The following is a 17258-nucleotide window of genomic DNA, read 5'->3' on the forward strand; positions in this document are numbered from 1 at the left end:
ATTCGTGATGAAGTACGGGGAGAGGTAGCCGCGGTCGAACTGCATGCCCTCGACGACGTCGAGCTCGGTCTCGGCCGTCTTGGCCTCCTCGACCGTGATCACGCCCTCGTTGCCCACCTTCTGCATGGCGTGGGCGATCATCTCGCCGATCTCCTTGTCGCCGTTGGCGGAGATCGTGCCGACCTGGGCGACCTCGTCGGAGGTCGAGACCTTCTTGGCGCGGCCGGTGATGTCCTTCACGGCGGCAGCCGTGGCGAGGTCGATGCCGCGCTTCAGGTCCATCGGATTGATGCCGGCGGCGACGTACTTGGCGCCCTCGCGGACGATGGCCTGGGCCAGCACGGTCGCGGTGGTGGTGCCGTCGCCGGCGATGTCGTTGGTCTTCGAGGCCACTTCGCGCACCATCTGGGCGCCCATGTTCTCGAAGCGGTCGGCGAGCTCGATCTCCTTGGCGACCGTCACACCGTCCTTGGTGATGCGCGGGGCGCCGAAGCTCTTCTCGATCACGACGTTGCGGCCCTTCGGGCCCAGCGTCACCTTCACCGCATCGGCGAGGATGTCGACACCGCGCAGCATCTTATCGCGGGCGTCGGCGGAGAAACGAACGTCTTTCGCTGCCATGGTTTGCCTCTTGTCTAGTTGGATTGAGCCCCAAGGCCGGTGAAGGCCTCAAAGGGCGATGACGGATGACCCAATCAGGCGGCGACGACGCCCATGATGTCGGATTCCTTCATGATCAGAAGGTCCTGACCGTCGATCTTGACCTCGGTGCCGGACCACTTGCCGAACAGGACGCGGTCGCCGGCCTTGACGTCGAGCGCGTTAACGCGACCGGACTCGTCGCGGGCGCCGGGGCCGACGGCGACGACCTCGCCCTCCTGCGGCTTCTCCTTGGCGGTGTCCGGGATGATGATGCCGCCCTTGGTCTTCTCTTCGCCTTCGATGCGACGGACGACCACGCGGTCGTGCAGCGGACGGAACTTCATGAGCTGCCCTCTTGCTTCAGGTCTGGAGTTGGCGTTGATGCGGCCGGCGGGACCGCTCGCGAACTCGACTGTTAGCACTCTGTCTCGGCGAGTGCCAAAGACGGCCGCGAGATAGGCTCGCTGCGGTTCCGAGTCAAGGCTGTCGCATCCCCGCGCGACGGCGCGATGACGCGCCGACGGCTCCTTTACGCCCCATGGATAACGCGCGTTCATGTTAAGCCTGCACGGACCCGAAGGCCCGGTGGCGCAGCAGCCCGGCAGCGCGATCGGACGCAACACCGTCTGGCTGGACCTGAACGACCCGACTCCAGAGGAAGCCAAGGCAGTCGAGGCCGCGACCGGCTTGCGCGTGCCGTCACGGGCGGCACTCTCGGAAGTCGAAACCTCAAGCCGCCTGCGCCGGGTCAAAGGCGGCCTCTCACTCTCGACGCCGATGATCACCTTCGAGCAGAGCGCTTCGCAGCTGAAGCCGCTCGGCTTCCTGCTGACCAAGGACCACCTCGTCACGATCCGCTTCCACGACCTGCGCGCCTTCGAATCCTCGGCGAAGCGCATTGCGGACGGGGATGGCAGCACGACACCCAGCGAGATCTTCCTCGTGGTCCTGGAGGAACTGGTCGACAGCCTCGCGGACGCTCTGGAGGATATGGGATCGGAGCTCGACACACTCTCGACCCGGATCTTCGATTTCGACGTCCGCGGCGCCGAACGGCGGCGCCTGGAGAGCCCGCCGCCCCGTCGCCGCGATCTCGCCCTGCGGCGGATCCTGCGCGGCATCAGCAACCGCGGGAAGGCTCTGGGGAAGATCCGGTCGAGCTTGCTCGGACTCGAACGGATTGTTCCGTTCGTCTCCGCAGCTTGCGACGGTATCGGCCTGCCGGAGGATCCCCGCTTCGAGACGATCAAGCGGGACATCGAATCGCTCGACGAATTCGAGACGCGCCTGGCGGAGAACGTGCAGTTTCTGCTCGACGCCGCCCTCGGCCTCATCACCATAGAGCAGAACAACGTCTTCCGGGTGCTCACCGTCGTCTCGGTCGTCGGCGTACCGCCGACTCTGATCGCGTCGATCTACGGCATGAATTTCAAGCACATGCCGGAACTGGATTGGACCCTCGGCTACCCCTACGCATTAGGCCTCATCCTTCTCAGCGCGGTCGCGCCGATAATATACTTTCGCATGCGCGGATGGTTCTGATATTCGCACGAATTTGTATGTATTTCAGTCAATATCTCAATCAAGATATGCAGCGACAAAGGACCGTTCTAGCGATTTGAAGCGAGGTTATTGCCATCGGAAGATTTCGGCCGGGCTGTGCTCGAGTGGAGACTGCCAAACTGGCCGATGAAAGGCTTCATTAATGCTGCGACGCTATACCCGCCAACGGGGAATGCGAGCACCGACATGTTCAACCGTAACAATTTCAGCGAAGCCCAGGCCAAGATTGATGCCTTGGATCGCTCGCTCGCAATCATCGAATTCTCGATGGACGGAACCGTCGTCCATGCGAACCAGAATTTTTTGAAGGTGATGAAGTACAATCTGACCGACGTTCAGAATCGGCATCATCGCATCTTCGTTGACAAGAGCTATGCCGACTCGGCGGAATATACGGCCTTCTGGGACAAGTTGAAGGACGGCCAATACGTCACGGGCGAGTTTCTGCGCATCGACAAGGCGGGGGACTCGGTCTGGCTGGAGGCGACATACAATCCCGTGCTCGACGCCCGCGGCCGACCGATCAAGGTGGTCAAGTTCGCCTCGGACATCTCCGCGAAGAAGAAGGAGATCAACCGGCTCCTGACGATGATCGACAACGTCCCGGTGGCGGTGATGACGGCCGATCTGAAGAACGACTTCAAGATCGACTATATGAACGCCACATCGCGCCGAACTCTCGGAACGATCGACCAGCATCTGCCAGTCAAGGTCGACGACATGCTCGGCCGGTCGTTCGACATCTTCCACAAGAACCCGAGCCACCAGCGCACCATGCTGGCAGATGCGAGCCGCCTGCCGCACACCACCAAGATCAAGGTCGGTCCCGAGACCCTCAACCTGCGGGTCACGGCCGTAAACGACGAAAAGGGTCAGTATATCGGCCCGATGCTGACGTGGGCCGTCGTCACCGCCCAGGTCAACATGGAGATCGACGTCAAGCGGGTCGTCGACGCGGTCGGCACCGCGATCCAAGAGATGCAGAGTTCGGCCGAGGGGCTGATGCAGTCCGCCGAGTCCGCACGCCACAAGGCCTCGTCGGTTGCTGCGAATTCTGAGCAGATGAACGGCGCGATCCAGGAGATCTCTGGCCAAGTCGGGCGGGTTTCGGAGCGCGCGCAGCAGATCGCCGCTCAGGCCGGAACAACCGACGCAACCATGCGGCAGCTTGCCGAGAATGCCCGCAAGGTTGACGCGGTGGTGGGCATGATCAAGTCGATCGCCGACCAGACCAACCTTCTGGCGCTGAACGCCACCATTGAGGCGGCTCGCGCCGGCGCCGCCGGCCGCGGCTTCGCCGTGGTGGCCAGCGAGGTGAAGGCGCTGGCCGAGCAGACCGCCAAGGCCACCGGCGAGATCACCCAGCAGGTCTCAGCGATCCAAAGCGCAACGGGCGAGGCGGTCGGCGCCATCGAGATGATCACGACGGCGGTGGACGAACTGTCCAAGCTCACCCTGGCGATGGCGAGCGCCGTCGAGGAGCAGGCGGTCTCGACTCACGAGATGGCGGGCAATATCGGCGGCGTCTCTGAGGCCGCCAGCGCCACCGGTCAGCTCGCCCAGACGGTCCAGGGCATCGCCGAGAGCCTCGCGGGCCATTCGGCGAGCCTGTCGGACAGCGTGATCCGGTTCATGAAGACGGCCTGATCCCGGTCACGCCGCATCGCGCGCGGACGTGCACCCTCAATCCCGGGCGAGCTGCGCCCGTCCGATGGCGAAGACCCGCCCGTCTCCCAGGAGATGGGCGGTGAACCCGTTTTGGAACAGGCTCTCGATGGCCTTGTCGCGGACGTTCAGGCCGCCGGCATAGGCCCCGAAGGCTGGCATCACGAGGCGGCGGCCGTCCGTGACGAAGCAGCGGCGTCGGATGGCTCGCCCGCGCATCGCGACCTTCCCGCAAGGGTGGAGATGGCCGGCGATCTCGCCCGGCACGGTCTCCGGGCTCGGCACATGGCGCAGGACGAGGCCACCAATGGCCAGCGCCTCGGCATAGCGGCCGCCGACCCCTTCGTTGACGGCGGCATCGTGGTTGCCGGCAATCCAGACCCAATCCCGGCCCGCCTGCAGCGCCGCCACCATTGCGCGATCGCCTGGCTCCATGCGCTCGGGCCCGCGGGCATCGTGAAAGGAATCGCCCAGCGCGACCACCCGGGCGGGGTCGTGACGCACCACCGCTTCGTGCAGGCAGGCGAGCGTCTCGCGGGTGTCGTAGGGCGGCAGGAACTGGCCGGAGCGCACCGCGTAGGACGAGCCCTTCTCCAAGTGGAGGTCGGACACGATCAGCGTCCGGTGCTCCGGCAGCCAGAGGCCGCCGCAGAGGTCGAGCATCAGTGTCTCGCCCGCCAGAAGCAGGGTGGGGTGCTTGTGCGTCTTCTCGAGTCTCAGGCCGGCCGCCAAGATCGCATCCTCGGTGTCGTCGGGAGAGGGCGGATCGGCGGTCAGGACAGAGCCTCTTGGAGAAGCTCCGCCTCAGCCTCGGCCAGGATCTCGTCGGCGCCCTCGCCGTAGACCCGCTCGCGCCCGATCTCGAGCATCACGGATACGGAGAGCGGCGAGACCCGGTCGAGAGACCTGTGGATGATTCGCCCCTGAATGCGCTCTAGCATCATGCCGAGGCGCCTCACGTCGAGGAGTCCGGTTGCCGCATCCTGCCGCGCCACCCGCAGCAGAAGGTGGTCGGGCTGGTGCTTGCGCAGCACGTCGTAGATCAGGTCGGTCGAGATCGTGACCTGCCGCCCGGATTTTTTCTGCCCCGGATGGTGGCGCTCGATCAGGCCGGCGATCACCGCGCACTGGCGAAACGTGCGCTTCATCATGGCCGATTCGTCCAGCCACGCCTCCAAGTCATCGCCCAGCATGTCGACCGCAAACAGGTCGCCGATGAAGTCGGGATCGCGGGCGGCGCGCTCGGAGACGTCGCGGGTCGTCCAGATGGCGATGCCGTAATCGTTGGCCGCGAAACCGAGCGGGCGCAGGCCGGCGCGCTCCAGGCGCCGGGTCAGCAGCATGCCGAGCGTCTGGTGGGCGAGGCGGCCCTCGAACGGGAAAGCCGTGAGGTAGTAGCGCTTGCCGCGCGGAAAGGTCTCCACGAGCAGGTCCCGCTCGCCCGGCAGGACCGAACGGCGGCGCTGCTGGAGCAGGTACGCGCCGATCTGCTCGGGCAGGCGATCCCACTCGAACGGGTTGGCGATCAGCGCCCGGACCCGAGCGGCCAGGAAGGTCGAGAGCGGGAACTTCGCGCCCGCGTAGGACGGGATCGCCGGGTCGGTGCCGGCCGGCGCGCGGGTGACGAGGCACTCGTCCTCGGCGAGCCCTTCGAAGCGGAGGGTCTCACCCGCGAACAGGAACGTGTCGCCGACGGTGAGCGTCTCGGCGAACTCGTCCTCGATCTCGCCGAGCACCCGGCCGGATTTCGGCAGGACGGTGCCGGGCTTGCCGCGCAGGGTCCGGCCGAGCCGGACCTTCACCCGGGCCGCCTCCACGATGGTGCCGACATTCATCCGGTAGGCCTGGGCGGTGCGGGCGTCGCGCACACGCCAGAGCCCGTCCGGCCCGCGCAGGATCTTGGCGAAGCGCTCGTAGGCGCGCAGCGCGTAGCCGCCGGTGGCGACGTAATCGACCACCTGCTCGAAGGTCTCCCAGGTGAGGCCGGCATAGGGCGCGGCCGAGACGATCTCGTCGTAGAGGTCGAGGGGGTCGAAGGCGTCGGCGCAAGCCATGCCGAGCACGTGCTGCGCGAGCACGTCGAGGGTGCCCTGGCGAGCGTCGGGCGTGTCCTGCGCGGCCTCCTCGACGGCATCCAGCGCCGCTTGGCATTCCAGCATCTCGAAGCGGTTACCCGGGACGAGATAGGCCTTCGAGGGCTCGTCCATGCGGTGGTTGGCCCGGCCGATCCGCTGCATGATTCGGCTCGCCCCCTTCGGCGCGCCGACATTGACCACGAGGTCGACGTCGCCCCAGTCGATGCCGAGGTCGAGGGTGGCGGTGCAGACGATCGCCCGGAGCTGACCCGCCGCCATGGCGGCCTCGACCCGGCGGCGCTGCTGGGCGTCGAGCGAGCCGTGGTGGATCGCGATCGGCAGCGCGTCCTCGTTGAGCCGCCACAGCTCCTGGAAGGTGTACTCGGCCTGGAGACGGGTGTTCACGAAGACCAGCGTCGTCCGGTGCTCCCGGATGAGGTCATAGATTGCCGGCATCGAGTGCCAGGCGGTGTGGCCGGAGATCGGCAGCGCCCGACCGAGGTCGAGCATGCGCAGATCCGCCTTGGCGCCGCCGGCCACCGTGACGAGGTCGGCCATGGGCGGTCCGACCTGCCACCCCTCCCGTGTGGGAGAGGGCTGGCGTGAGGGCCGAGACGGTTCAGGATCAGGCACGTCGTCGCCGCGCGGCGCGGTCGAGCCACGTTCTGAAAGCTCTCGTCCCTCACCCTGTCCCACTCCCGCACGGGAGAGGGGACCCGCGCCCGGTCCCGTAGCCGTGTTGGCCGTGTCTTCGTGCAATCTGAAAGGCGTGCCCGCGGTGGGGGGAGGGGGAAGCGGCCCCTGCGGCACCAGATACTTTCGCAATTCATCCGGCTCGCGCACCGTCGCGGAGAGCCCGATCGCCGCCAGCCCAGGGCTCAGCCGGTGCAGGCGGGCCAGCGCCAGGGACAGCAGGTCGCCGCGCTTCGACGTGACCAGCGCGTGCAGCTCGTCGAGCACCACGCAGCGCAAGCCGGAGAAGAACGCCGCCGCCTCGCGATGGGCGATCAGCAGCGCCAGCTGCTCGGGCGTGGTCAGCAGGATGTCGGGCGGCCGGCTGATCTGGCGGGTGCGCTTATGGGCCGGCGTGTCGCCGGTGCGGGTCTCGACGCGCACCGGCAGCGCCATCTCGGCGATCGGCGCGTCGAGGTTGCGGGCGATGTCCACGGCCAGCGCCTTCAGGGGCGAGACGTAGAGGGTGTGGAGACCCACCGCCTTCTTCTGCGGCCCGCGCTCGGCGAGGGCGACGAGGCTCGGCAGGAAGCCGGCCAGCGTCTTGCCGGCGCCGGTCGGCGCCACCAGCAGGGCCGAGCGGCCGGCGCCGGCGATCCGCAGGAGATCGAGCTGGTGCGGTCGCGGCGCCCAGCCGCGCCCTGCGAACCAGGCGCGGAACCGCTCCGGCAGGATCTCGGACGGGTCGCTCAGGCGAGAGCCATAAGGAAACGGTCGATGAGCTCCAGCGCCCGCTCGCTCATCGGGCTCGGGTAGCGGGCGAAGACGTGGCAGCCGCCGGGATAGACCGCCGTGTGGCCGCCGTTCCCCGCCGCTGCCCAGCGCGCCGACATGTACAGCGTGTCGTCGAGGAGGGGGTCGGCAGTGCCGATGGTGAACAGGGCCGGCGGCAAGCCCTTCAACTCGGCATAGATCGGTGACACGTCCGGACGGCGCCGGTCGATGCCCTCGCGAACGTAGCCGTCGGCGAACTTGGTCAGGTCACGGGTGTTCACGACCAGCCGCTCCTCGCCCCAATTCCGCACCGACGGAGTCAGGCCGAGATCGAAGAAGCCGGCATTGAGGTTGGCGCCCCGGAAGGCCCGCGGCAGGTTGTGCTTGTCGCGCAGCCGCAGCAGCACCATCACGGCGAGGTGCGCGCCCACCGACTCGCCGCCGATGGTCAGCGCATGGATGCCGAACTCGGTCTTCCCGGGACCGGCCAGCCACAGGGCGGCGGCCTCGCAGTCGAGCAGAGCCGCCGGATAGGGATGCTCGGGGGCGAGGCGGTACTCGACCGACAGGGCGACGAAGCCGCAGGTATCGGCGATCCGCTCGAGCCAGGGATCCTGCTCGTCGGCGGATCCCCAGACCCAGCCGCCGCGGTGGATGTGCAGGTAGGCGCCGCGCAGCTTCGTGCCGGGCTTGGGCCGGACCACGCGGAGCTTGAGCGGGCCGCCGGGCCCTTCGATGGTGAGCCACTCCGCCCGGGCGCTGTGCGGCATGGCGGGCGCCGCCTTGGTGCCCTGGCGGCGCCGCTCGCGCACCTCGGCGATCGGCAGGGACCAGGGATCGGGCAGGGCAGCATGCGCTGCCACGATCTCGGCATTGATCCGGATCGTCTCAGGATCGATCGTCGCCGGGTCGAACAGGGCGTGGTCGATCATCGTGCGTATGGTCCCGTCAGCACTCAGAGCCTCTCACACCAACCCCGATTCTCGGGAGTTCTCCCTTTGGTCGAGGCCGCGCCGCGAAAGTCCCGCGTCGCGATCACCCCGTCCGGCATCTTGGCGCGCGCGACGCCGCTTGCCATCTGCATGTCGCGCGGGAAACCCGCCAACGCCTGATCCGCGCTCGGGTTTCGACGCGGTGTGGTGCGCCGGCCACGGTTCCGCCCGCTTCGTCGCCGATCCGAGGGTCCTGAGGCTTCACGAGGACGCAATGCTCGTCGATCACGACCGGCGCCGGCAAGACTATCAGCAGGGCGCCCCGCCGAACGCCGCCTACGGGGCGGACAGCTACCGGTCGCACCGCTCCGCGCTGCGGCGGTTCCTTGGCGGCTCGCCCGCCGGCGTGTTCCTGCGGCTCCTGTTCCTGTCGGTGCTGGTCGGCGCCTTCATGTCGATGCTCGGCCTGACGCCGGGGCGGCTGTTCTGGCACGTCTATGATTCGGCCCGAGCGCTGGTGGAGGTCGGTCTCGCCTCGCTCCACGATTTCGGCGGCTGGATCGTCGCCGGGGCGGTCGTGGTCGTACCCCTCTGGCTGGTTGCGCGCCTCTTCGCCGTCTCCCGCTGACGGATCCGAGGCCGATCCGGAACGGTCGCGCCCATCGTTCCGGGGCGCCACGGGTTCGGACCTATCGGGCGCGATCCGTGCGCCGATCACGAGGCCGCCCGTCACCGCAACCCGCCGATGCGATCAGCCCGCTTTGCGCGGGCGGAGCGTCTCTTAGCGTGAGACATGATGCACGCCGTCGCCAGCACGGGCCGACCGACGAACCGCCGCGTCCTGGCCCTGGCGCTGCCCATGACGATCGCCAACGCTACGACGCCGATGCTCGGCTTCGTCGGCGCGGCGGTGATCGGGCGGCTCGGCGACGCGGCGCTGCTCGGCGCCATCGCCCTCGGCGCGGTGATCTTCGACGCGATCTTCTGGTCGTTCGGGGCGCTCCGCATGGCAACCGCCGGCCTGACCGCGCAGGCGGTCGGCGGGCGGGACGGCGCCGAGGTCGACCGCATCCTGGCGCGGGCGCTGGCGGCGGGCGCCGTGATCGGCCTTGTCCTGGTGGTCCTGCAGGGGCCGCTCGCGCGGCTCGCCTTCGCGACCAGCGGGGCGAGCGCGGCGGTGATCGCCGGTCTCGCGACCTACTTCCACATCCGCATCCTGTCCGCGCCGTTCGTCCTCGCGAGCTACGGCGTGCTCGGCTCGGTCCTGGGGCGCGGGCGCACCGATCTCGGCCTGCTGCTGCAGATTGCCATCAACCTGACCAACGTCGCGCTGACGCTCACCCTGGTCCTGGGCTTCGGCCTTGGCCTCGCCGGCGCGGCGCTTGCGACCCTCGGTGCCGAGGCGGTTGGGCTCGGCCTCGGGCTGATCCTCCTGGCGCGCCTCGGCTCGCGGCCCTTCCGGGTGCCGCTCCGCGACCTGCGGGACGCCGCGGCGCTCCGCCGGACGCTCAGCGTCAACGGCGACGTCATCCTACGGACTCTCGCGCTGATCGCCGGCATCGTGCTGTTCTCCGCGCTGGGCGCCCGCCAGGGCGACGTGGTGCTGGCGGCGAACTCGGTCCTGTGGAATCTCTTCCTGATCGGCGGGTTCTTCCTCGACGGCTTCGCCACCGCGGCCGAGACCCTGTGCGGCCAGGCGGTGGGCGCCCGGGATCCGGAGGCGTTCGACGCGGCCGCCGCGTTGAGCCTGCGCTGGTGCCTCGGCTTCGGGCTCGCGGTCAGCCTGCTGTCGCTGGCGGGCGGCGCGGCCTTCATCGATGCGGTGACGACGAACGGGCCGGTGCGCGAAGCCGCGCGGTCCTACCTCGTCCTCGCGGCCCTGGCGCCGCTCGCCGCCGCGGCGCCCTTCGCGTATGACGGGATCTATATCGGCGCGACCTGGACGCGGGCGATGCGCAACCTGATGGTCTGCGCCCTCGCGGCCTACTGCGCGGTCCTCGCGCTGGTCGAGAGCCTGGGTCTCGGCAATACCGGGCTGTGGCTCGCCTTCGTGAGCTTCCTGGGCGCCCGGGGCCTCGGACAGGCGATCGCCTTCCCGCGCCTCGCCCGGGGCACGTTCCGGACACCCGCTCCCGCCGCGCTCGAACCGGCGACCTAGGCGGGTTCCGCTCGCGGAGACAGACGAGGATTGATCAGCGCGGATCCTTCCAGGTGGTGGGCTGGGCCGCCGGCGCGGGGCGGGCGACAGAGCCCGTGGTGCGCGGCACGACGGCCTCCGCCCGGCGCGGGTACGAGCGGCGCGGTGCCGCGTAGCCGTAGCGGCGGCCCCGGCGGACGTGCCGGCGCCCGCGCTCAGACGAGTTCCCCACGAAGCCGCCGACCACCGCCCCGGCGACAGCGCCGATCGGCCCGCCCACCAGCGCGCCCGCGACTGCGCCGGACCCGACGCCGAGGGTGGTCCGGCTCTGGGCGCGGGCCGCCTCGGGGGCGGCCAATGTCCCGAGCAAGGCGAGGGTGACCAGGACTTTGCGCATCGTAGAGGTTCCGGATCCCGAGAATTGGTTTCGTCCGGCCTTTAAGCGGCGGAACATGACCAAACCGCGGCTTGAATCTGCCGAGAGACGGCGCGGTATCAAACGGCGCGGGGACTCACCCGCCCCGACCTTTGGGGTGTGGCGCGGCCGGCTTCGTGCTTTAGGGTGCAGCGCAACGACGGGAGGCCGCGCGACGGCCCAGGAGGGAGAACCCGATGGCCACGACGACCGATCTGCGCCTGCGCCGGAGCGTGCTGTACATGCCCGGCTCGAACCAGCGGGCGCTCGACAAGGCCAAGACCCTGCCGGTCGACAGCATCATCCTCGACCTCGAGGACGCCGTCGGCCCGGAGGAGAAGGAGATCGCCCGCGAGCAGGTCTGCGCCGCCGTGAAGAGCGGCGCGTACGGCAGCCGCGAGCTGATCATCCGAGTCAACGCGCCTCAGACACCGTGGGGCGAGGCAGATCTCCACGCCGCCATCGAGGCCAAGCCCGACGCGATCCTGATGCCGAAGGTGTCGTCCCCGGCCGTGCTGGAGAGCATCGCCGACCGTCTCGAATCCCTCGACGCGCCGGACGGCCTCGCGATCTGGGCGATGATCGAGACCCCGGCCTCGATCCTGAACATCCAGGAGATCGCCCGGGCGAAGCGCGACCCGCGCAACCGCCTGACCTGTCTCGTGCTCGGCACCAACGACCTCGCCAAGGACACCTGGGCAAAGATCGTCCCCGGGCGCGTGCCGATGCTGCCCTGGATGATGATGGCCTTGGCCGCCGCGCGGGCGGAAGGGCTCGCCATCCTCGACGGCGTCTACAACGACATCGCCGACACCGAGGGCTGCCGCGACGAGTGCCGTCAGGCCCGGGACCTCGGCTTCGACGGCAAGACGCTCATCCACCCGACGCAGTTGGAACCGGCCAACACGTCCTTCGCGCCCACCGAGGAGGAGGTGCGCCGGGCCAAGCTGGTGATCGAGGCGTTCGAGCGCCCGGAATACGCCAAGCGCGGCGCGATCAAGCTGGAGGGCCGGCTCTACGAGCGGCAGCATCTCGGCGTGAACCGCCGGGCCGTGACCTGGGCCGAGGCGATCAGGGCGAAGGGGTTCTGAACCACCGTCCAGCCCGCGGCGCCCCTCGGGTGCCGCGGGTCTCGGCACTCACGCCGCGGATCCGGGGGGGCCGTAACGCGTCCGCTGGGTGCGGCCGTCGCGCGCTGTGACGGCGACGAGCCCCGCCTCCTCAAGGCCGGCGAGGGCGCGCAGCACGAGGGCGTGCGCCACCCCGAAGGTGCGGGCGAAGGCGCGGCTGTCGCCCGGCAGGCCGAGATCCAGCGCCGCCAGGAGGCCCGCCGCCAGCGGGTCGAGATCGGACCGGGCGGCCGACACCCGGTCGAGGGCGGCGACGAACGCCGCCTCGTCGGGCTCCGTGCTCACGCGGCCGCGCGCGCCTGCAGGGTGACCAGCACCGACTTCGAGGTCGGCGTGTCGCTCTTCTCACCGTAGGTGGAGAGCGGCACCAGCACGTTCAGCTCCGGGTAGTAGCCGGCCAGGGCGCCCCGCGGCATGTCGAACGGCACGAGGCGGAAATCCTCCGCTCGGCGGGTGATGCCGTCGTCGTGCGTGCCGACAACGTCGACCCGCTCGCCAAGCCGGTCGCGGATCTCCGCGAGATCGTCCGGATGGGCGAAGATCACGCGGCGCTCGCCGTAGACGCCGCGGTAGCGGTCATCCAGGCCGTAGATCGTCGTGTTGTACTGGTCGTGGCTGCGGAAGGTCTGCAGCACGAAGGTGTCGTGTGTCTTCCGGGCGGCCTGGTGCTCGGTCTCAGCCGGGAGGGTGTCGGCCGAGAAATTGGCCCGGCCGGTGGCCGTCTCGAACACCCGCTCGGCGGCGAGGTTGCGCAGCATGAAGCCGCGCGGCTTGCGCACCCGGGTGTTGTAACCGGTGAAGCCCGGGATCGTGGCGGCGATCGCCTCGCGGATCCGGTCGTAATCGGCGGCGAACCCGGCCCAGTCGATGGCCGCGGAGCCGACCGTCGCCTGCGCCATGCCGGCGATGATGGCGATCTCGGAGCGCAGCTCCTTCGAGGCCGGCTTGTTGATGCCGCCCGACCCGTGGACCATGCTCATCGAATCCTCGACGGTCACGATCTGGATCTTGCCCTCGGCGCCCCGATCGATCTCGGTGCGGCCGAGGCAGGGCAGCAGGTAGCCGACGGCGCCCGGCACCAGATGGGCGTGGTTGAGCTTCGTGGCGATGTGCACGGTGAGCCGGCAGGACGCGAGCGCCTGCGCCACCACCGGGGTGTCGGGGGTCGCCCGCAGGAAGTTGCCGCCGAGCCCGATGAAGGCCTTCGCCGTGCCGTCCCGCATGGCGCGGATCGCCGCCAACACGTTGTGGCCGTGCCGGCGCGGCATGGCGAGGCCGAAATGCTGCTCCAGGGAATCCAGGAAGGCGGCGGGCGGGCGCTCGTTGATGCCGACCGTGCGGTCGCCCTGCACGTTCGAGTGGCCGCGCACCGGGCAGAGGCCCGCGCCGGCCCGGCCGATATGGCCGCGCAGGAACAGCAGGTTGGCGATCTCCCGGATCGTCGCCACCGAGTGCCGGTGCTGCGTCACGCCCATGGCCCAGGTGGCGATGACCCGCTGGGCGCCGAGATAGACGTCCGCCATGGCGGCGATCTCGTCCATCGTAAGGCCCGACTGGTCGAGGATCGCGTCCCAGGACGTCGCCGCGACGGCGGCGCGGTACGCGTCGAGCCCGGCGGTGTGGTGCTCCAGAAAGGCGCGGTCGAGGAGCGAGGGCCGGCCGGCCGCCAGCGCCTCGGCGTCGCGGGCGAACACGACCTTGGCGATGCCCCGGAAGGCCGCCATGTCGCCGCCCGAGCGCGGCTGCAGGTAGTGGCTGGCGATGGGACGGCTCGCGCCGCGCAGCATCTCGACGGTGTTCTGCGGGTCGGCAAAGCGCTCCAGGCCGCGCTCGCGTACGGGGTTCAGCACCACGACCTTGGCGCCGCGCTCGGCCGCCCGGCGCAGGTCGCCGAGCATGCGCGGATGGTTGGTGCCGGGATTCTGACCGACGCAGAAGATCGCGTCCGCCTTCTCGAAATCCTCCAGCAGGACCGTGCCCTTGCCGATGCCGATCGCCTCGATCAAGGCGACGCCGCTCGCCTCGTGGCACATGTTCGAGCAATCGGGGAAGTTGTTGGTCCCGTAGGCGCGGGCGAAGAGCTGGTACAGGTAGGCTGCCTCGTTGGAGGCGCGACCCGAGGTGTAGAACTCGGCCTGGTCCGGATGGTCGAGCCCGCGCAGGGTCGCGCCAATCTCCGCGAAGGCGTCCTCCCAACTCACCGGCAGGTAGCGGTCACTCGCCGCGTCGTAGCGCATCGGATGCGTTAGGCGGCCCTGGCCCTCCAGGGCAAAGTCGCTCCAGCCGCGCAGCTCCGTCAGCGTGTGCTTGGCAAAGAAGGACGGCTTCGTGCGCTTGTCGGTAGCCTCCCAGGAGACCGCCTTCACGCCGTTCTCGCAGAACTCGAAGGACGAGCCGTGCTCCGGGTCGCCCCAGGCACAGCCGGGGCAGTCGAACCCGTCGGGCTGGTTCGCCTTCAGCAGCGCGCGGGCGCCGGTGAGGGGCGCGCGGCTGCCGAGCAGGTGCTTGCCGCAGCTCTTCAGAGCACCCCAGCCGCCGGCGGCGGAGGAGCGCTTGGAAGACCCTTCAGACTGGGCCATGAACCGTCCTGGATTGGCTGACGCGATGTGTCTCGCAACCGCGAGATAAGCGCCTCTCCAGTTCCCTCACAATGGCGTGCCGGCGCAGGCCCCTCATGCACGGGGCACAGGCTAAGCTCCGGCTGTGCAAAGCCTTTCTAAACTGCGGCTGCAAAAAATTTGGCTGGCTCGGCCCCGTTCACGGGCCGCGCCGTCGCCGCGATCCGCGGCGGTGCGCGGCCGCTCGCACCACGCCGCATTCGCCCTCGCGCCCGCTCAGTCCCCGCGGGCGAGAGCGGCGGCGTCGCGCCCGACGGCCTGCCCGAGGGAGGCGATGCCGGCCTCCTTCATGCGCCGCAGGAGGCCGTCCTTGATGCGCCTGACGAGACCCGGGCCGTCGTAGACCAGCGCCGAGTAGAGCTGCACGAGGCTCGCGCCGGCGCGGATTTTGGTCCAGGCGGCCTCGGCCGAGTCCACGCCGCCGACCCCGATGAGCGGCAGCGCGTCCCCGACGCGCAGGCGGGTTTGGGCGAGCATCCGGGTCGCCGGGCCGAAGAGCGGTCGCCCCGAGAGGCCGCCGCTCTCCCGGGCGAGACCCTGCTCGCGCAGGCTTGCCGGGCGGGCCACCGTGGTGTTCGACACGACGAGGGCCTGGACGCCGCGTCGCTGGGCCGTGGCACAGACCGCGTCGAGGGCGTCCAGTGCCATGTCGGGGGCGATCTTGAGGAGGATCGCCGCGCCGGCGCCGGCCGCGTCCCGGGCCTCGACCGTCCGGGCGAGCAGCTCGTCGAGGAAGGCCTCGCCCTGCAGGTCGCGCAGCCCCGGCGTGTTGGGCGAGGAGACGTTGACCGTGACGAAGTCGACCAGGGGCGCGAGAACGGCGGTGCAGGCGGCGTAGTCGGCAAGACGGTCGACGGAGTCCTTGTTCGCGCCGATATTGACGCCGACGATCCCGGGCCGACCCTTCCGGGCGCGCAGGCGCTCGGCCACGACCTGGAGCCCCTCGCTGTTGAGGCCGAAGCGGTTGATCACCGCGCCGTCGGCGACGAGGCGGAAGACCCGCGGCCGCGGGTTGCCGGGCTGGGGCCGCGGCACGACCCCGCCCACCTCGACGAAGCCGAAGCCGAGGCCGAGCAGCGCGTCGGGAACGCGCGCGCCCTTGTCGAAGCCGGCCGCGAGGCCGACCGGGTTGGGGAAGCGGCGGCCGAGCAGGTCGACGGCGAGCCGAGGGTCGTCCGCCGGCAGGCCGCCCGCGGGCAGCAGCGCCAGGGCACGGAGCGTCAGGTCGTGCGCGCGTTCCGCGTCGAGGCGGTGGAGTAGCGGCCGGACGAGGGGGAAGGCGGCCGCAATCATGCCGGCAGGATTCTGGCCGGGAAGGCGTGCCGCCCGTCGGTTCCCAGCGGCATTTCGTCCACCGCGACCACGGCAGAGAGCGGCAATGGGCCGTAGAGGTGCGGGAACAGGTCGCCGCCGCGAGACGGCTCGTAGCGCAGGCCGTCGCCGAGCGCGCCGGCCTCGACCGCGACGAGGAGCAGATCGTCCTGCCCGGCGAAGTGGCGGGCCGCCGTCTCGGCGACCTGGTCGGCGGTCGAGAAGTGGATGAAGCCGTCCTGATGATCGATCGGCGCGCCCGTGAACCGGCCCTCGGCCTCGGCCTCGCGCCACAGGGCGCGCGGACAGATCTTGTAGATGAGCGGCATCGAAGCTCCCCGGAAACGAGGTTGCGATAGAGGCACCCGGCGCCGGCGGCAACCGGGCTGCGCCCCGGCTGATTCGAGGAGCGATTGCAATCTGCCGCCTGTAGTTCTACTTTCCTACGACTAGGCTGGACGTCACACAGCCGCGTCCGGACCGGCTGAGCGGGTTCGGAATGTGAATTGTCAAGTATCTCCGCGCGTACCCGGCGGGTGTCGAACGGACCCGGCGGGCAAACCGTCTCCGTGCCTCCGAGGCAGCCGGATCCCGGCTGGTGAGACGGGGGTGCCGGCCCGCTCAGGGTGAGCCTCCGAGCCCGCTATGCTGTCCCACGAGCAGATCTGGAACGCCATCGACCGCCTCGCCGAGCGCCACGGCTACTCGGCCTCCGGCCTCGCCCGCCGCGCCGGCCTCGATGCGACCAGCTTCAACCGCTCGAAGCGCGTGGGTGCCGACGGGCGGAAGCGCTGGCCTTCCACGGAATCGGTGTCGAAGGTCCTGGCCGCGACCGGCTCGAGCCTCGACGAATTCCTGCGGCTCATCGAGGCCCGCGAGATCCCCGCCCGCACCATGGTCCCGCTGATCGGCCTGACGCAGGCCGGAGCCGGCCGCCTGTTCACCGACGAGGGCATGCCCACCGGCGGCGCCGGATGGGAGGAGATCGAGTTCCCGGATCTCGGCGAGGAGCGCGCCTTCGCGCTGGAGATCCAGGGCGATTCCATGCTGCCGCTATTCCGCGACGGCGACGTGCTGATCGTGTCGCCTACCGCCAGCGTCCGCAAGGGCGACCGAGTCGTGGTCCGCCTGCATGGCGGCGAGGTCCTGGCCAAGGAGCTGAAGCGGCGCACGGCGCGGACCGTCGAGCTGGCCTCCATGAATCCTGAGCACGAGGACCGGGTCCTGAACCTCGGCGAGGTGGCCTGGATGGCCCGCGTGATGTGGGTGCGCCAATAGCAGCGCCTATCGTGTTCGACGCTTGGCCGTGACGATGTTCCTCGTT

At 69.7% G+C, this 17258-nt stretch carries 16 protein-coding genes; 6 read left to right on the forward strand and 10 right to left on the reverse strand.

The window, feature by feature from the left end; genetic code table 11:
- Both CIW48_RS07810 and groES read right to left on the reverse strand, forming a co-directional pair.
- Positions 1-621 (reverse strand): TCP-1/cpn60 chaperonin family protein (locus CIW48_RS07810; RefSeq protein ID WP_281407332.1); only part of this gene is annotated, 621 nt, incomplete at its 3' end.
- A 74-nt stretch (positions 622-695) separates the two neighbouring features.
- Positions 696-986, reverse strand: a complete 291-nt coding sequence (gene groES, locus CIW48_RS07815; protein ID WP_091779337.1) for a co-chaperone GroES — start codon at positions 984-986, stop codon at positions 696-698.
- A 211-nt stretch (positions 987-1197) separates the two neighbouring features.
- Here groES and CIW48_RS07820 point away from each other — a divergent pair, with 211 nt between their 5' ends.
- Both CIW48_RS07820 and CIW48_RS07825 read left to right on the forward strand, forming a co-directional pair.
- Complete coding sequence (locus CIW48_RS07820; protein WP_149310312.1) at positions 1198-2184, forward strand: magnesium transporter CorA family protein; 987 nt, start codon at positions 1198-1200, stop codon at positions 2182-2184.
- Positions 2185-2391: 207 nt separating this feature from the next.
- The gene (locus CIW48_RS07825; protein ID WP_149310313.1) at positions 2392-3852 is read left to right on the forward strand and encodes a PAS domain-containing methyl-accepting chemotaxis protein; all 1461 of its coding nucleotides are present in this window, start codon (positions 2392-2394) and stop codon (positions 3850-3852) included.
- Positions 3853-3888: 36 nt separating this feature from the next.
- Here the strand turns inward: CIW48_RS07825 and pdeM are convergent, their stop codons facing one another.
- The 3 genes from pdeM to CIW48_RS07840 are packed head-to-tail and all read right to left on the reverse strand — an operon-like array spanning position 3889 to position 8323.
- Positions 3889-4602 carry a ligase-associated DNA damage response endonuclease PdeM gene (gene pdeM / locus CIW48_RS07830; protein ID WP_149310314.1) on the reverse strand — a complete coding sequence of 238 codons (714 nt, stop codon included), beginning with the start codon at positions 4600-4602 and terminating at the stop codon, positions 3889-3891.
- A gap of 41 nt (positions 4603-4643) precedes the next feature.
- On the reverse strand, positions 4644-7370 hold the full coding sequence (locus tag CIW48_RS07835; protein ID WP_149310315.1) for a ligase-associated DNA damage response DEXH box helicase: 2727 nt from the start codon (positions 7368-7370) through the stop codon (positions 4644-4646).
- On the reverse strand, positions 7367-8323 hold the full coding sequence (locus CIW48_RS07840; RefSeq protein ID WP_149310316.1) for an alpha/beta hydrolase: 957 nt from the start codon (positions 8321-8323) through the stop codon (positions 7367-7369). Before CIW48_RS07840 ends, CIW48_RS07835 begins: the two co-directional genes overlap by 4 nt.
- A gap of 274 nt (positions 8324-8597) precedes the next feature.
- Between CIW48_RS07840 and CIW48_RS07845 the strand changes: the two genes are divergently transcribed.
- On the forward strand, positions 8598-8951 hold the full coding sequence (locus CIW48_RS07845; RefSeq protein ID WP_149310317.1) for a DUF6460 domain-containing protein: 354 nt from the start codon (positions 8598-8600) through the stop codon (positions 8949-8951).
- Positions 8952-9116: 165 nt separating this feature from the next.
- Complete coding sequence (locus CIW48_RS07850; protein WP_149310318.1) at positions 9117-10481, forward strand: MATE family efflux transporter; 1365 nt, start codon at positions 9117-9119, stop codon at positions 10479-10481.
- Between the two features lie 34 nt (positions 10482-10515).
- Here the strand turns inward: CIW48_RS07850 and CIW48_RS07855 are convergent, their stop codons facing one another.
- Entirely contained in the window at positions 10516-10857 is a 342-nt protein-coding gene (locus CIW48_RS07855) for a YMGG-like glycine zipper-containing protein (protein WP_149310319.1), read from the reverse strand.
- 215 nt (positions 10858-11072) lie between these two features.
- Between CIW48_RS07855 and CIW48_RS07860 the strand changes: the two genes are divergently transcribed.
- Positions 11073-11966 (forward strand): CoA ester lyase, encoded by an 894-nt coding sequence (locus tag CIW48_RS07860; protein WP_149310320.1) that lies wholly within the window; start codon positions 11073-11075, stop codon positions 11964-11966.
- 48 nt (positions 11967-12014) lie between these two features.
- Here CIW48_RS07860 and CIW48_RS07865 read toward each other — a convergent pair whose 3' ends face one another.
- The 4 genes from CIW48_RS07865 to CIW48_RS07880 form a co-directional block, all read right to left on the reverse strand.
- A complete protein-coding gene (locus tag CIW48_RS07865) occupies positions 12015-12290 on the reverse strand; it encodes a hypothetical protein (protein ID WP_149310321.1) in 276 nt (91 codons plus the stop codon).
- Entirely contained in the window at positions 12287-14584 is a 2298-nt protein-coding gene (locus CIW48_RS07870) for an FdhF/YdeP family oxidoreductase (RefSeq protein ID WP_149310322.1), read from the reverse strand. Before CIW48_RS07870 ends, CIW48_RS07865 begins: the two co-directional genes overlap by 4 nt.
- Before the next feature lie 255 nt (positions 14585-14839).
- Complete coding sequence (locus CIW48_RS07875) at positions 14840-15916, reverse strand: quinone-dependent dihydroorotate dehydrogenase (protein ID WP_149310323.1); 1077 nt, start codon at positions 15914-15916, stop codon at positions 14840-14842.
- Entirely contained in the window at positions 15913-16263 is a 351-nt protein-coding gene (locus tag CIW48_RS07880; protein WP_149310324.1) for a DUF952 domain-containing protein, read from the reverse strand. The genes CIW48_RS07875 and CIW48_RS07880 overlap by 4 nt, the downstream gene beginning before the upstream one ends.
- A gap of 316 nt (positions 16264-16579) precedes the next feature.
- Between CIW48_RS07880 and CIW48_RS07885 the strand changes: the two genes are divergently transcribed.
- Positions 16580-17212 (forward strand): helix-turn-helix transcriptional regulator, encoded by a 633-nt coding sequence (locus tag CIW48_RS07885; protein WP_091779361.1) that lies wholly within the window; start codon positions 16580-16582, stop codon positions 17210-17212.
- Positions 17213-17258: the final 46 nt, after the last annotated feature.

This window comes from Methylobacterium sp. P1-11 (assembly GCF_008329595.1).
Classification (GTDB): Bacteria; Pseudomonadota; Alphaproteobacteria; order Rhizobiales; family Beijerinckiaceae; genus Methylobacterium.

What these genes read in the sequence shown, in the direction of transcription:
- CIW48_RS07885 (WP_091779361.1), top strand. Translation starts at nt 16,580, where the DNA reads ATGCTGTCCCACGAGCAGATCTGGAACGCCATCGACCGCCTCGCCGAG.
- CIW48_RS07845 (WP_149310317.1), top strand. Translation starts at nt 8,598, where the DNA reads ATGCTCGTCGATCACGACCGGCGCCGGCAAGACTATCAGCAGGGCGCC.
- CIW48_RS07840 (WP_149310316.1), bottom strand. Translation starts at nt 8,323, where the DNA reads ATGATCGACCACGCCCTGTTCGACCCGGCGACGATCGATCCTGAGACG.
- CIW48_RS07855 (WP_149310319.1), bottom strand. Translation starts at nt 10,857, where the DNA reads ATGCGCAAAGTCCTGGTCACCCTCGCCTTGCTCGGGACATTGGCCGCC.
- CIW48_RS07860 (WP_149310320.1), top strand. Translation starts at nt 11,073, where the DNA reads ATGGCCACGACGACCGATCTGCGCCTGCGCCGGAGCGTGCTGTACATG.
- CIW48_RS07870 (WP_149310322.1), bottom strand. Translation starts at nt 14,584, where the DNA reads ATGGCCCAGTCTGAAGGGTCTTCCAAGCGCTCCTCCGCCGCCGGCGGC.
- CIW48_RS07850 (WP_149310318.1), top strand. Translation starts at nt 9,117, where the DNA reads ATGATGCACGCCGTCGCCAGCACGGGCCGACCGACGAACCGCCGCGTC.
- CIW48_RS07825 (WP_149310313.1), top strand. Translation starts at nt 2,392, where the DNA reads ATGTTCAACCGTAACAATTTCAGCGAAGCCCAGGCCAAGATTGATGCC.
- CIW48_RS07820 (WP_149310312.1), top strand. Translation starts at nt 1,198, where the DNA reads ATGTTAAGCCTGCACGGACCCGAAGGCCCGGTGGCGCAGCAGCCCGGC.
- groES (WP_091779337.1), bottom strand. Translation starts at nt 986, where the DNA reads ATGAAGTTCCGTCCGCTGCACGACCGCGTGGTCGTCCGTCGCATCGAA.
- CIW48_RS07875 (WP_149310323.1), bottom strand. Translation starts at nt 15,916, where the DNA reads ATGATTGCGGCCGCCTTCCCCCTCGTCCGGCCGCTACTCCACCGCCTC.
- CIW48_RS07880 (WP_149310324.1), bottom strand. Translation starts at nt 16,263, where the DNA reads ATGCCGCTCATCTACAAGATCTGTCCGCGCGCCCTGTGGCGCGAGGCC.